This is a genomic window from Massilia sp. PAMC28688 (assembly GCF_019443445.1).
GTDB lineage: Bacteria > Pseudomonadota > Gammaproteobacteria > Burkholderiales > Burkholderiaceae_D > Telluria_A.
In genome coordinates, this window is sequence record NZ_CP080378.1 from 1,174,312 (window position 1) to 1,189,078 (window position 14,767).

General features: G+C 57.3%; 7 protein-coding genes, 2 tRNA genes and 3 rRNA genes. 5 read left to right on the forward strand and 7 right to left on the reverse strand.

Annotation, left to right across the window (positions count from 1 at the left end; translation table 11 throughout):
- Positions 1-17: 17 nt before the first annotated feature.
- The gene (locus KY495_RS05195; protein WP_219882675.1) at positions 18-1,253 is read right to left on the reverse strand and encodes an RtcB family protein; all 1,236 of its coding nucleotides are present in this window, start codon (positions 1,251-1,253) and stop codon (positions 18-20) included.
- Positions 1,254-1,422: 169 nt separating this feature from the next.
- Between KY495_RS05195 and rtcR the strand changes: the two genes are divergently transcribed.
- Positions 1,423-3,030 (forward strand): RNA repair transcriptional activator RtcR, encoded by a 1,608-nt coding sequence (gene rtcR / locus KY495_RS05200; protein WP_219882676.1) that lies wholly within the window; start codon positions 1,423-1,425, stop codon positions 3,028-3,030.
- Positions 3,031-3,397: 367 nt separating this feature from the next.
- Entirely contained in the window at positions 3,398-4,837 is a 1,440-nt protein-coding gene (locus KY495_RS05205; RefSeq protein ID WP_219882677.1) for a DHA2 family efflux MFS transporter permease subunit, read from the forward strand.
- A 67-nt stretch (positions 4,838-4,904) separates the two neighbouring features.
- Here KY495_RS05205 and rrf read toward each other — a convergent pair.
- From rrf to KY495_RS05230, 5 genes are all read right to left on the reverse strand, one after another.
- Positions 4,905-5,017: ribosomal RNA gene (gene rrf / locus KY495_RS05210) — 5S ribosomal RNA — on the reverse strand.
- 159 nt (positions 5,018-5,176) lie between these two features.
- Positions 5,177-8,050 (reverse strand): 23S ribosomal RNA (locus KY495_RS05215).
- A gap of 237 nt (positions 8,051-8,287) precedes the next feature.
- A tRNA-Ala gene (locus tag KY495_RS05220) sits at positions 8,288-8,363 on the reverse strand.
- Between the two features lie 19 nt (positions 8,364-8,382).
- Positions 8,383-8,459: transfer RNA gene (locus KY495_RS05225), tRNA-Ile, on the reverse strand.
- Between the two features lie 96 nt (positions 8,460-8,555).
- Positions 8,556-10,084 (reverse strand): 16S ribosomal RNA (locus KY495_RS05230).
- The 16S, 23S and 5S rRNA genes sit together here with 2 tRNA genes alongside, the layout of an rRNA operon.
- 474 nt (positions 10,085-10,558) lie before the next feature.
- Here KY495_RS05230 and KY495_RS05235 point away from each other — a divergent pair.
- Positions 10,559-11,536, forward strand: coding sequence for a DUF2157 domain-containing protein (locus KY495_RS05235; RefSeq protein ID WP_219882678.1), 978 nt, complete (start codon positions 10,559-10,561; stop codon positions 11,534-11,536).
- Positions 11,533-13,125, forward strand: coding sequence for a GDYXXLXY domain-containing protein (locus tag KY495_RS05240; protein WP_219882679.1), 1,593 nt, complete (start codon positions 11,533-11,535; stop codon positions 13,123-13,125). Before KY495_RS05235 ends, KY495_RS05240 begins: the two co-directional genes overlap by 4 nt.
- Positions 13,126-13,178: 53 nt before the next feature.
- On the opposite strand, the gene KY495_RS05245 is transcribed toward KY495_RS05240, so the two are convergent.
- Positions 13,179-13,955: an enoyl-CoA hydratase gene (locus KY495_RS05245; protein WP_219882680.1), complete on the reverse strand. Its 777-nt coding sequence runs from the start codon at positions 13,953-13,955 to the stop codon at positions 13,179-13,181.
- 300 nt (positions 13,956-14,255) lie between these two features.
- Here KY495_RS05245 and KY495_RS05250 point away from each other — a divergent pair, with 300 nt between their 5' ends.
- Complete coding sequence (locus KY495_RS05250; protein WP_219882681.1) at positions 14,256-14,759, forward strand: MarR family winged helix-turn-helix transcriptional regulator; 504 nt, start codon at positions 14,256-14,258, stop codon at positions 14,757-14,759.
- Positions 14,760-14,767 lie beyond the last annotated feature (8 nt).

Genomic DNA, 14,767 nt, shown 5'->3' on the forward strand with positions numbered 1-14,767 from the left:
TTGTAGTGCGGTCGCGCCTACCCTTTTACACACACCACCTGCTTGAGGGTATGCACTACTTCCACCAGGTCGCGCTGGGCATGCATGACCGCGTCGATATCCTTGTACGCCATCGGAATTTCGTCAATCACGTTTGCATCCTTGCGGCACTCCACGCCCTCGGTCGCCTTGACCTGGTCTGCCAGCGTAAAGCGGCGCTTGGCCTCGGTGCGGCTCATGGTACGCCCGGCGCCATGGCTGCAGCTATTGAAGCTGTCCGGATTACCCTTGCCGCGCACGATAAAGCTTTTCGCACCCATGGACCCCGGAATAATCCCCAGCTCACCCGGCCGCGCCGATACCGCGCCTTTGCGCGTCACCAGGACATCATTGCCGAAGTGGTGCTCCTTCTGCACATAATTGTGGTGGCAGTTCACAGCTTCCACGTGCGTGTCGAAGGGCTTGGTGATCACGGTGCGCACCGCCGCGATCAGGTTCTGCATCATCACTTCACGGTTGGTACGCGCAAAGCGCTGCGCCCAGCTGACCGCTTCCACGTAATCGTTGTAGTGCTGCGTCCCTTCCGACAGGTATGCCAAGTCCTGGTCGGGCAGGTTGATGAAATGGCGGCGCATATCCTGCTTGGCCAGCTCGATAAAATAGGTGCCGATGGCGTTCCCCACGCCGCGCGAACCGGAGTGCAGCATGAACCATACAGCGCCCTGCTCGTCCAGGCACACTTCCACGAAGTGGTTACCGCCCCCGAGGGTCCCCAGGTGACGATAGTTATTGGTGTTCTTCAGCTTGGGCGTCTTGAGGCAGATGGCGTCAAATTCATCCTTGAGCTGCGCCCAGGCCGCATCCACCGCCGATGGCGGGTTTTGCCACGAACCCTCATCGCGCCCACGAAAGCCACGGGTTTTCGGCGACATCCCGTGCGGAATGGCGCGTTCGATGGCGCTGCGCAGCTTGCCCAGACTGTCCGGCAGATCTTCAGCGCGCAGCGTCGTCTTGGCAGCCATCATCCCGCAACCGATGTCCACGCCAACGGCAGCCGGAATCACGGCCCCCAGCGTCGGCACCACGCTGCCGATGGTTGATCCCTTACCCAGGTGCACGTCGGGCATCACGGCGATGTGCTTGTAGATAAATGGCATTTTGGCCGTGTTAGCGAGTTGCGCCTTGGCCGACTCTTCAACCGGCACGCCCTGGGTCCACATTTTGACGTGGCGGCCATCTGCAACGTTCATGACATCGTAATTATCGTTTTTCATTTTTTTTGTTCCTCATTTATCGTTTTGGTATCCGTACCATTGCAAGCGCCGTGCCAGGTAGCGGACGGGCGGCTAAGTGCTTGATTTCAATCGTTATCAAAAAAATTGAGTCGGCTCTGCACCCCAGCGAATACAATGCTGTTTTATCCTGTCATATAAATTGTTATCCATGAAAAAGAAGCGGCACGTCGTCATTGGTTTCCTTGGCACACAACTCGACAGTGGCAAGGGGCCGGCCCGTTGGGAAAAATGGCGGCCCAGCGTGGCACTCACCCAGCACCAGGACGTGGTCATCAACCGCTTTGAGCTGCTCTACAACGGGCCTCAGGAAGCGCTGCTGGCCCAGCTTGTCGAGGATATTGGCGCGGTCTCGCCAGAGACCACCGTGCGCCCGCATGCGATACCCATCAAGGATCCATGGGACCTGGAGGATGTGTATGGCGCCTTGTTTGATTTCGCCAGGTCGTACAGCTTCGACCCGGATGAAGAAGACTACTGGATCCACATCACCACGGGCACCCACGTGGTCCAGATTTGCCTGTTCCTCCTGACCGAGGCGCGCTTTCTCCCCGGCCGTCTGGTCCAGACCTCCCCCGCAAAGCGGCAGGGCAACCGCGATCCCGGTACCTACGCCCTGATCGACCTTGACCTGTCACGTTACGACCAGATCGCACAGCGCTTCTCGCGCGAACAAGCCGAAGGTGTCGACTTCTTGAAGTCCGGTATCGAGACGCGCAATGCGAGCTTTAACACCATGATCGACGAGATCGAGCGTGTCGCCATCAAGTCACGCTCGCCCATGCTGCTGATGGGCCCCACCGGCGCCGGCAAATCCTTCCTCGCCCGCCGCATCTATGAACTGAAGAAAGCGCGCCACCAGCTTGACGGGCGCTTCGTGGAACTCAATTGCGCCACGCTGCATGGCGACGGCGCCGCCTCGACTCTGTTCGGCCACGTGAAAGGCGCCTTTACGGGCGCTGCCACCGACCGACCAGGCCTGCTCAGATCCGCACACAAGGGATTGCTGTTCCTCGACGAGATTGGAGAACTGGGCGAGGATGAGCAGGCCATGCTGCTCAAGGCCATCGAGGACAAGCGGTTTCTCCCGGTTGGCAGCGACAACGAAGCGCAAAGCGATTTCCAGCTCATCGCCGGCACCAATCGCGATCTGGCGCAGGACGTGGTGGCAGGACGCTTTCGCGAAGACCTCTTCGCCCGTATCAATTTATGGACCTATGCGCTGCCCGGACTGGCTGAGCGGCCGGAAGACATCGAACCGAACCTGGCCTGGCTGCTTGCCCGCTTCACCGAGGAACACGGGCAAATGGTTCGCTTTAATCGCGAGGCGCGCGAGCGCTACATGCGTTTCGCAACATCGGCCCAGGCGCGATGGGCCGGCAATTTCCGCGATTTGTCAGCTTCCGTTACGCGCATGGCGACACTGGCGGAAGCGGGCGGCATTACCGATGCCATCGTGGACGGCGAAACCGAGCGCCTGCGCCGCCTCTGGCGCCACTATCAACAGCCGCTGGTGCAACCAGCCGTCGACCTGGAAGCCATCCTTGGCGCAGAAGCCGTGGGCAGGCTTGACCTGTTCGACGCTGCCCAGCTCTCCACGGTCATTGAAGTCTGCCGTCAGTCGCGCTCTCTCTCGGACGCCGGCCGCAAACTATTCAATGTGTCGCGCGAGGCGAGGAGCAAGCCAAACGACGCCGACCGGCTCAAGAAGTATCTGGCACGCTTCGGGCTCGAGTGGCATCAGCTCACCACACCCTGACAACGATGGTAGTGGTGCTGCGCACACCGTTTGGTATCAAAAAGCGAAAAGAGTGGATCTATCCCTGCCTACCTGGGCTTGCGCAGTTGACCTTGCCGCCGGGCTCCACCTTCCAGCACAATTATGTGAAATGAAAATGGCAGTACAGCTGCCTAGGAAGCAATCAGGCGAGCGCATCAGGCAACCGCGAGATCACGCCCGGCCGTCTGCAGGGCTTTTGTGCGTGGCGCGTCGGGCCGACAGGGGATTGACCCGGTTTCGCGTGCCGCGGTCTGCGTGCTATGTGGTCTGCGGTACAGAGAAAACAGGGGGCTTCACCATAATGAGGGACCGTGCCCGAGGGCGGGCCGCCTTCAAGTGAGCTCCTTTGTCCAGTTCCGCCGTCAAGACCTATTTGCCCTGGGTGGTCGCTGCCGCGCTCTTCATGGAGCAGCTCGACACCACCATCGTCAATACGGCCATACCCAGCATCGCTGCCAGCCTCGGCGTGACTCCCCTGAGCCTGAAGTCCATTGTCAGCAGCTACATCCTGAGCCTGGCGGTTGGCATACCGATCAGCGGCTGGATGGCCGACCGCTTCGGCACCAAACGGGTCTTCGCGGCGGCGATTGTCGTGTTCACGATTGCATCGGTGCTGTGTGGAATGGCTGTGAATACGCCAATGCTGATTGCGGCGCGGATGCTCCAGGGACTCGGCGGCGCCATGATGATGCCCGTGGGAAGGCTCACGATCATCCGCACCTTTTCCAAAGGCGAGCTGCTCGGCGCGATGAACTTTGTAATCATCCCCGCCTTGATCGGCCCCTTGATCGGACCAACGCTGGGTGGCTTGATCGTGCACTGGACTTCATGGCGCATGATCTTTTTCGTCAACGTACCGGTGGGACTGATCGCGCTGTACATGGTCTACCGGCACATGCCGGACTACAAGGCGGAAAAGCACCGGCCACTCGACGTGCCGGGACTGCTGCTGTTCAGCTCAGGCACGGCCATGCTGTCGTGGCTGCTGGAAGTCTTCGGCGAGCACACACTATCCACCCCGGTGATTGGCCTCTTGTTTGCGATGGCTATCGGTCTCTTGCTGGCCTATGTACTGCATGCCCGGCGTGCCGCATTCCCGCTGCTGCGGCTGGCACTGTTTCGCGTGCGGACGTTCAGGATTTCCGTCGGCGGCGGTTTTGTCACCCGCATGGGCATTGGCGGCCTGCCTTTCCTGCTGCCACTGCTGTACCAGGTGGGAATCGGCCTTCCGGCATGGCAATCGGGCTTGCTGATGATGCCCGCCGCCCTGGCCGCCATGGGCATGAAGTTCGCATCGCAGCACTTGCTCAGGCTGTTTGGCTACCGGCGCATTTTGATCGTGAACACCGTGTGCATTGGCGTCACGATCGGCCTGTATGGATTGGTCGATCGCGACACGCCATTTGCTGTGATTGTGCTGATCTCGATGATGCAAGGCTTTTTCAATTCCATGCAGTATTCCAGCATGAACTCGCTTGCCTACGCGGACATCAGCGATGCCGACTCCAGCATGGCCAGTACCATGTCGAGCTCATTCCAGCAATTGTCGATGAGTTTTGGCCTGGCAGCAGGGTCGCTGGTGGCAGCATGGTATCTCGGCAGCGTGCCCCAGACTGATCAGGCAATGGTGACCTCGGCATTGCACCGCGCGTTCTGGACCTTGTCGGTACTGACCATGCTATCCTCGCTCACGTTCTGGCGGCTGCGGCCGGAAGACGGTGAAAGCATCAGCAAAGGACAAATCAAGGAATTGCCGGGGGCACCGCCCATTGCCACGCCATTGTAGGTGCCAAGCACGCAGACGAAAAAAAACCCCGAAGCATTTCTGCTCCGGGGTTTTTCTCTTATAACTAGCCTGACGATAACCTACTTTCACACTGGTTGCAGCACTATCATCGGCGTAAAATCGTTTCACGGTCCTGTTCGGGATGGGAAGGGGTGGTACCGATTTACTATGGTCATCAGGCATAACTTGTACAGGTAACAGCTCCACAACGGGGCAGCTGCACCTTGAATCTGGAAGAAGTAAGTTTTGTATTCGTAGTGATGAACTACGGGGTAGTGCTCGAGATATCAACAACAAGGCAACACGCGACATTCTTATCTCTGCACCTGCTAAGGTTATAGGGACAAGCCGTACGGGCAATTAGTATCAGTTAGCTTAATGCATTACTGCACTTCCACACCTGACCTATCAACGTCCTGGTCTCGAACGACCCTTTAAAGAGCTCAAGGCTCTGGGAAATCTCATCTTAAGGCAAGTTTCCCGCTTAGATGCTTTCAGCGGTTATCTCTTCCAGACTTAGCTACCCGGCAATGCCACTGGCGTGACAACCGGTACACCAGAGGTCTGTCCACTCCGGTCCTCTCGTACTAGGAGCAGCCCCCTTCAAATTTCCAACGCCCACGGCAGATAGGGACCAAACTGTCTCACGACGTTTTAAACCCAGCTCACGTACCACTTTAAATGGCGAACAGCCATACCCTTGGGACCGGCTACAGCCCCAGGATGTGATGAGCCGACATCGAGGTGCCAAACTCCCCCGTCGATATGAACTCTTGGGAGGAATCAGCCTGTTATCCCCAGAGTACCTTTTATCCGTTGAGCGATGGCCCTTCCATACAGAACCACCGGATCACTATGTCCTACTTTCGTACCTGCTCGACTTGTCAGTCTCGCAGTTAAGCACGCTTATGCCATTGCACTATCAACACGATGTCCGACCGTATCTAGCGTACCTTCGAACTCCTCCGTTACACTTTAGGAGGAGACCGCCCCAGTCAAACTGCCTACCATGCACTGTCCCCGATCCGGATAACGGACCAAGGTTAGAACCTCAAACAAACCAGGGTGGTATTTCAAGGATGGCTCCACGAGAACTGGCGTCCCCGCTTCAAAGCCTCCCACCTATCCTACACAGATTGGTTCAAAGTCCAATGCAAAGCTACAGTAAAGGTTCATGGGGTCTTTCCGTCTAGCCGCGGGTAGATTGCATCATCACAAACATTTCAACTTCGCTGAGTCTCGGGAGGAGACAGTGTGGCCATCGTTACGCCATTCGTGCAGGTCGGAACTTACCCGACAAGGAATTTCGCTACCTTAGGACCGTTATAGTTACGGCCGCCGTTTACTGGGACTTCAATCAAGAGCTTGCACCCCATCATTTAATCTTCCAGCACCGGGCAGGCGTCACACCCTATACGTCCACTTTCGTGTTTGCAGAGTGCTGTGTTTTTATTAAACAGTCGCAGCCACCAGTTTATTGCAACCCTTTCGCCCTACTGAAGTAAATCAGCCAAGCTACCGGGGCGTACCTTTTCCCGAAGTTACGGTACCAATTTGCCGAGTTCCTTCTCCCGAGTTCTCTCAAGCGCCTTAGAATACTCATCTCGCCCACCTGTGTCGGTTTGCGGTACGGTCTCGTATGACTGAAGCTTAGAGGCTTTTCTTGGAACCACTTCCGATTGCTTCGGGTCACAAGGACCCTCGTCTCAACCCCTTGAATTCCGCGCCCGGATTTGCCTAAGCGCCTTCTATGAGCCAAAAACCAACTATTCCAACAGTTGGACAACCTTCCGCGATCCGTCCCCCCATCGCATCATACGACGGTGCAGGAATATTAACCTGCTTCCCATCAGCTACGCATCTCTGCCTCGCCTTAGGGGCCGACTCACCCTGCTCCGATGAACGTTGAACAGGAAACCTTGGGCTTACGGCGTGGGGGCTTTTCACCCCCATTATCGCTACTCATGTCAGCATTCGCACTTCTGATACCTCCAGCATCCTTTACAAGACACCTTCACAGGCTTACAGAACGCTCTCCTACCATATCCTTACGGATATCCGCAGCTTCGGTGACTGGCTTAGCCCCGTTACATCTTCCGCGCAGGACGACTCGATCAGTGAGCTATTACGCTTTCTTTAAATGATGGCTGCTTCTAAGCCAACATCCTGACTGTTTTAGCCTTCCCACTTCGTTTTCCACTTAGCCAATCTTTGGGACCTTAGCTGGCGGTCTGGGTTGTTTCCCTCTTGACGCCGGACGTTAGCACCCGACGTCTGTCTCCCAAGCTCGCACTCATCGGTATTCGGAGTTTGCAATGGTTTGGTAAGTCGCAATGACCCCCTAGCCATAACAGTGCTCTACCCCCGATGGTGATACTTGAGGCACTACCTAAATAGTTTTCGGAGAGAACCAGCTATTTCCAAGTTTGTTTAGCCTTTCACCCCTACCCACAGCTCATCCCCTAATTTTTCAACATTAGTGGGTTCGGACCTCCAGGGCGTGTTACCGCACCTTCATCCTGGCCATGAGTAGATCACTTGGTTTCGGGTCTACACCCAGCGACTGTCGCCCTATTCGGACTCGATTTCTCTACGGCTTCCCTATATGGTTAACCTTGCCACTGAATGTAAGTCGCTGACCCATTATACAAAAGGTACGCAGTCACGGAACAAGTCCGCTCCTACTGTTTGTATGCACACGGTTTCAGGATCTATTTCACTCCCCTCCCGGGGTTCTTTTCGCCTTTCCCTCACGGTACTGGTTCACTATCGGTCGATTACGAGTATTTAGCCTTGGAGGATGGTCCCCCCATATTCAGACAGGATTTCTCGTGTCCCGCCCTACTTGTCGCATACTTAGTTCCACACATCGCATTTCGTATAAGGGGCTATCACCCTCTATGGCCGGAGTTTCCAATCCGTTCTACTATGCGTCGTGCTAAATCATGCAGGCTCATCCCATTTCGCTCGCCACTACTTTGGGAATCTCGGTTGATTTATTTTCCTGCAGCTACTTAGATGTTTCAGTTCGCCGCGTTCGCTTTGCATACCTATGTATTCAGTATGCAATGACCTAAAAGGCCGGGTTTCCCCATTCGGAAATCTGCGGATCAAAGTGTGTTTGCTCACTCCCCGCAGCTTATCGCAAGCTACTACGTCCTTCATCGCCTGTAATCGCCAAGGCATCCACCATGTGCACTTATTCGCTTGTCCCTATAACGTTAGCCTCTCCCGCCGACTAAGCAGAAAAGACGTTACAGAGATAAGAATGTACAGCGTTGTTGCTTTGTTTGTTGATACTGTGATTACTACCCTGCCAAACCGTTATTCACGGATTGACATAAAACTTTACTTCTTCCAGATTGTTAAAGAACAAAACAGCAATGATCTCTAAAAGATCAAAGGTAAGCATCAGTGCTTAGCTTTGATTTCTTAGCGGTACCAGGTATTTGGTGGAGGATGACGGGATCGAACCGACGACCCCCTGCTTGCAAAGCAGGTGCTCTCCCAGCTGAGCTAATCCCCCCGTGGGTGGTACTTGAAACTGGTAGGGCTGGTTGGACTCGAACCAACGACCCCCGCGTTATCAACACGGTGCTCTAACCAGCTGAGCTACAGCCCCAAATGCTGTTCTTCTTGTTCAACAGTCGATAAGAGTGGACGCTTAATGAACATCCCTCTAATGGGACCACACATTACTGTGCGTGTGCAACTCTAGAAAGGAGGTGATCCAGCCGCACCTTCCGATACGGCTACCTTGTTACGACTTCACCCCAGTCACGAATCCTACCGTGGTAAGCGCCCTCCTTACGGTTAAGCTACCTACTTCTGGTAAAACCCGCTCCCATGGTGTGACGGGCGGTGTGTACAAGACCCGGGAACGTATTCACCGCGACATGCTGATCCGCGATTACTAGCGATTCCAACTTCATGTAGTCGAGTTGCAGACTACAATCCGGACTACGATACACTTTCTGGGATTAGCTCCCCCTCGCGGGTTGGCGGCCCTCTGTATGTACCATTGTATGACGTGTGAAGCCCTACCCATAAGGGCCATGAGGACTTGACGTCATCCCCACCTTCCTCCGGTTTGTCACCGGCAGTCTCATTAGAGTGCTCTTTCGTAGCAACTAATGACAAGGGTTGCGCTCGTTGCGGGACTTAACCCAACATCTCACGACACGAGCTGACGACAGCCATGCAGCACCTGTGTTACGGCTCTCTTTCGAGCACGCCTCGATCTCTCGTGGCTTCCGTACATGTCAAGGGTAGGTAAGGTTTTTCGCGTTGCATCGAATTAATCCACATCATCCACCGCTTGTGCGGGTCCCCGTCAATTCCTTTGAGTTTTAATCTTGCGACCGTACTCCCCAGGCGGTCTACTTCACGCGTTAGCTGCGTTACCAAGTTAATTAAAACCCGACAACTAGTAGACATCGTTTAGGGCGTGGACTACCAGGGTATCTAATCCTGTTTGCTCCCCACGCTTTCGTGCATGAGCGTCAATCTTGACCCAGGGGGCTGCCTTCGCCATCGGTGTTCCTCCACATCTCTACGCATTTCACTGCTACACGTGGAATTCTACCCCCCTCTGCCAGATTCTAGCCTTGCAGTCTCCATCGCAATTCCCAGGTTGAGCCCGGGGATTTCACGACAGACTTACAAAACCGCCTGCGCACGCTTTACGCCCAGTAATTCCGATTAACGCTTGCACCCTACGTATTACCGCGGCTGCTGGCACGTAGTTAGCCGGTGCTTATTCTTCAGGTACCGTCATTAGCAAGGGATATTAGCCCTCACCGTTTCTTCCCTGACAAAAGAGCTTTACAACCCGAAGGCCTTCTTCACTCACGCGGCATTGCTGGATCAGGCTTGCGCCCATTGTCCAAAATTCCCCACTGCTGCCTCCCGTAGGAGTCTGGACCGTGTCTCAGTTCCAGTGTGGCTGGTCGTCCTCTCAGACCAGCTACTGATCGATGCCTTGGTAGGCCTTTACCCCACCAACTAGCTAATCAGATATCGGCCGCTCCAGGAGCATGAGGTCTTGCGATCCCCCACTTTCATCCTTAGATCGTATGCGGTATTAGCGTAACTTTCGCTACGTTATCCCCCACTCCAGGGTACGTTCCGATATATTACTCACCCGTTCGCCACTCGCCGCCAGGTTGCCCCGCGCTGCCGTTCGACTTGCATGTGTAAGGCATGCCGCCAGCGTTCAATCTGAGCCAGGATCAAACTCTTCAGTTCAATCTCTGTTTGTCGGGCATTTCTGCCCGAAATCGTCCCATTGGTCCGAATTCGCTCACTCAAAATACTGACAGGCCACTACTTTCGTAGCGCCTATATTTCTTTCTTGTGAACATTTGATAATTTAAGTATTCAACATCGCTTGCGCTCTGTTGGCACCTTCATCAAACGCCCACACTTATCGACTGTTAATTTTTAAAGAACTCAATTCGGTACTGCCTTGCCGCAGGCTACGAAGCGTTGTGTTCGTTGCAGCAGAGAGGTGAGATTATGCAGCGTTTTGCGATTCTCGTCAACTCCCTTTTTTACTACAGCGTCGTTTTCGACACTCCCTGACAGCTTGCTAACTACTTGATTTCGTTAACGTTTCGTTCGGGGAGGCGAACTATAGCAAAGCGGCTTTGTGCTTGGCAAGTGTTTTTCTTGCGGAATGTGGGTAGACTCTGCCCATTGCATTTTATGAAAGATGCCGAAATGAATGCTCGACTCGCGGCGGCGGAGCTCGCTGCTCGCTACAAACTCTCTCCGGATGCAAAATCGCGCCTTCAAGCAATCGCCTCCTCGCCCCGGGAACCTGCGGAGTTAAAGCCCAGAGTGCTGGCCGGAGCGGCCATCCTCGGCGCGGCGCTCGGTGGCATGGGTGTCATTTTCTGGATCGCTGCAAATTGGGAGTCGCTCAGCCGGTTTGGCAAGTTCGCCCTGCTGCAGGCGCTGGTGGTGACAATGTGCATAGGTGCAATCTGGCGCCCGCAGGCGCGGCGCCCGCTGGGCCTGATTGCCATGCTTGGCATTGGCGCACTGTTCGCTTACTTTGGCCAGACCTATCAGACTGGCGCCGATCCCTGGCAGCTGTTTGCACTATGGGCCGTGCTGAGTTTGCCGCTGTGCATCAGTACCAGGCACGATACCACCTGGGCACCATGGGCGCTCATTGCGCTCACTGCCATCGGGCTGTGGGTCAATGCCAATGTTGGGTGGGCCTTTAATCTTAGCGGGTCGGATCTGGGTGTCCATTTCGCTGCCTGGTCGGGTTCCTTGCTGCTGTGCTTTGCTCTCGGCCCCTGGCTGCGGCACTGGACCGGTGCCGGCATATGGTCCTTGCGCGTCGCAATCACCCTGACAGCATTCCTGATTGCGCTCCCTGCCGCAGCCGCCCTCTTTCAATCGGACATTGCAGCGCAATATTGGCTCGGTCTGACCTTGCTGGGTGGGGCAGCGCTTGTTTTCGCGCACCCCGGCACGGTCGACATCTTTGCCTTGAGCGTGCTGGGTCTGGCGCTCAATGGGCTGCTGGTGGGGGCCATTGCGCATGCCGTTCTCGACACGCGCTCGCCTGATCCCGTGCTCGGCTTTCTCGTGATCGGCGCCGCCGCTGCGGTGCTCCTGTCGCTGACCGTCAAGGCCATCCTGAAGCTGTCGCGCGACCACGAAGAGGAGGGAGCCACACCATGAGCGTCGACCACCTCATCCAGGCCGGCATTTCGCAGGGCCTTCTGCCGCCCGACGCGGCCGCATCTACGCAACAGCAGCGGCCGTGGCCGGTCATCGTACTGACCGCACTAGGCGGCTGGCTGGCAGCGCTGCCTTTGCTGGCCGCAGTCATCTTCCTGTTCGATGACTACCTCCGGCGCGGTTCCGGGCCGTACATCGTCGGGCTGGCCGCCATGGCGCTGGCGGTCTTTGTACTGCGCCGCAAAGATATGCCGCTGTTCCTTGAACAGCTCGCCATTCCGGTCTTGCTTGCCGGCGGCGGCGCCCTGGCGTTTGGCCTCGACAACGATGTTTCCAATGGCGTGTTGTTCTCCATCATGGCGCTGCTGGCAATCGCCGTCGCGGCAATGGTCCCGCAGCGCTGGCTGCGCACTTTGCTGGGCGCCACCGCATGCGGCATGCTGCTGGCGGCCATGACCACCGGCCATGGACGCAATGAGACCTTCTCGTTCATCCTCGCCCTACATGTCGCGCTGCTGCTGTGGATTTGCAGCCAGCTGATCACGCCCCGCCTGGCGACGGACGAAAACAGTCTCGACATCGCCTACGCACTCGACGCCGCCGCCACGGGCTGGGTCACTGCCATCCTCGCTGGCCTGGCAATCTTCTCGGGCAGCACCTTCCTCGCCAGTTCCATTCTGCCCGGAGACGATGGTGGATTCGGATTCGGCACGCGCGCAGGGCGCGATGTCCTCTGGAATGGCATCTCCGCGCTTGCCGCAGCGGCTGCCGCGCTTCACCTCGCGCGCACCTGGCCCACGCTCAAGCAGCCATGGGCTGCCGCCGGGGTGCTGGCCGCGGTCGGACTGAGCTTCTTCATGCCTTCGCTCGGCGCCACCGTCCTGATCCTGGCCATATGCGTCACCGGCGGGCGCTGGGCGGTGGCCGGCGCCGCAGGCCTGGCAGCGGCGTGGATCATTGGCGCCTTCTACTATCAGCTCAGCATGCCCCTGGCAAGCAAGGCGATGATCATGCTTGGCACCGGGATCATGCTGGGAGGCAGCGCATGGTTTGCACTACGGGGCAAGCTAAAAACGGACACGATGAAGGCCGGCGCCCGTGACCGGCTGCGCGCTTCGGCCGGCATCGCGCTGACTGCAGTGGCAGTGCTGGTCGTGGTCAATGCATCCATCTGGCAAAAGGAAGACCTCATCGCCAAGGGCAAGCCAGTGTTCATCGAGCTGGCGCCGGTCGATCCGCGCTCCCTGATGCAGGGCGACTATATGACCTTGAACTTTCTCGTACCGGACAATGTGAGCGCCCCGCCAGGGGCGGGACGGATGCGCGATACGCTGGTGGTAGGCAAGGTCGATGCGCGCGGCGTGCTGACCATTACCCGGCGCGACGACGGCACGCCGCTGGCCAGTGATGAAATGCGGATCCTCATCAAGACCGACGGCCCCCGCACCCGGATTGCGACCGACGCCTGGTATTTCCGCGAAGGCGATGGAGGCCGTTACGAAAAAGCGAAATACGGCGAATTCAGAGTGCTGGGCGACGGCCGCGCGCTGCTGGTGGGGCTGCGCGGTCCGGCGCTGGAAAAACTGTAATACATGCAAAAGGGCCGGCTGTGACGCCGGCCCTTTCATCAGGTTGGCAGGCCTTACAGCCCGTCGAACTTAGGCGCTCGTTTCTCCAGGAATGCGGACATCCCCTCCTTCTGGGCCGGCGTGCCAAAGCCTGCGTGGAAATAACGGCGCTCGTAGCGTACGCCCTCGGTCAGCGTGGTCTCGTAGGCCCGGTTCACGCAATCCTTGATTTGCATGGCAACCGACAGCGGCATCGCCGCGATGGTGGTGGCCACGGCAATTGCCTCCTCCATCAGCTTGTCGGCCGGCACCACGCGCGACACCAGCCCCGTGCGCTCGGCTTCTGCCGCATCAATCATGCGCGCGGTGAGCAACATGTCCATGGCCTTGGACTTGGAAATGGCGCGCGGCAGGCGCTGGGTGCCGCCTGCGCCCGGTGTCACGCCAACCTTGATTTCCGGCTGGCCAAATTTGGCGCTATCGGCAGCGATCAGGAAGTCGCACATCATGGCCAGCTCACAGCCGCCGCCCAGCACGTAGCCGGCTGCCGCACCAATGACGGGCTTGCGCACATTGAGGATGTGCTCCCAGTTGCGGCCAATATAGTTGCCGCCATAGGTATCGGTGTAGTCGTACTCGGCCATCGCGGCGATATCGGCACCAGCGGCAAACGCTTTTTCGCTGCCGGTCAGCACGATGCAGCCGATATTGTTGTCCGCATCGAACTTGTAGAGCGCATCGCCGAGCTCGTTCATCATGTTGTCGTTCAAGGCATTGAGCGCCTTGGGGCGATTGAGGCGAATTACTGCAACGCGGCCGTGCGTTTCGATCAGCAGGTCTGAATAATCCATGGCGTTCCTTTAGTAGAGATACTGAATCGGCAATTGTAGCCGCTGCGCGTCACTTTGCCACTGATGGAAGCTTGCCTCCCCCACACCGACCCAACCCGATGGGATGGGAAACGGAACGATGTAAGGTGACCCACCTCTACCATATGACCTTCGCTGCCGCTGATCGTCAGTACCGGCATGGCCAGCAGCAGCTGCGGCGCAGGCAGGCTCGCCCGTTAACCGGCGAACGCCGGGACATGGAAATCACAACAATCCAAAATAATTCTGGTCGCCTTACATAAGCCCTTATAAAATCAAGCAATGAAAGCCACCCTCGGAACCCAGCTGCGCCACCTGATCGAATTGCTCGATGGCGCCGTTGGTGCGGCCTACGAAGAAGCCGGGCTGCACTACCGGCCGCGCTACACGCCCGTCATGCGCGCACTCATCGGTGGCGAGCCTGCGACGGTGGGCGGGATTGCCGAAACGGCCGGCATTACCCAGCCGGCTGCAACCCAGACGGTGGCGCTCATGATCAAGGATGGCCTGGTCGCCGTCGAACCGAGTCCCCATGATGCGCGACAAAAGCTGATTCGCTTGACACAGCAAGGGCGCGAGCTGGTGCCAGCACTGCAGACGTGCTGGCGCGCAACCGCCCTTGCTGCCGAATCGCTCGATGCGGACCTGCCCTTTCCGCTGGGCGAAGTGCTGGCCGACGCCATCGACGCCCTGCGCGCGAAATCGTTTGGTGAGCGCATCCGTGAAGCGCGGACCCATTTACAGACCGGCAGCGCCATCAGCCCTCCCGGCACCGAGGCCGTATGACAATGGCT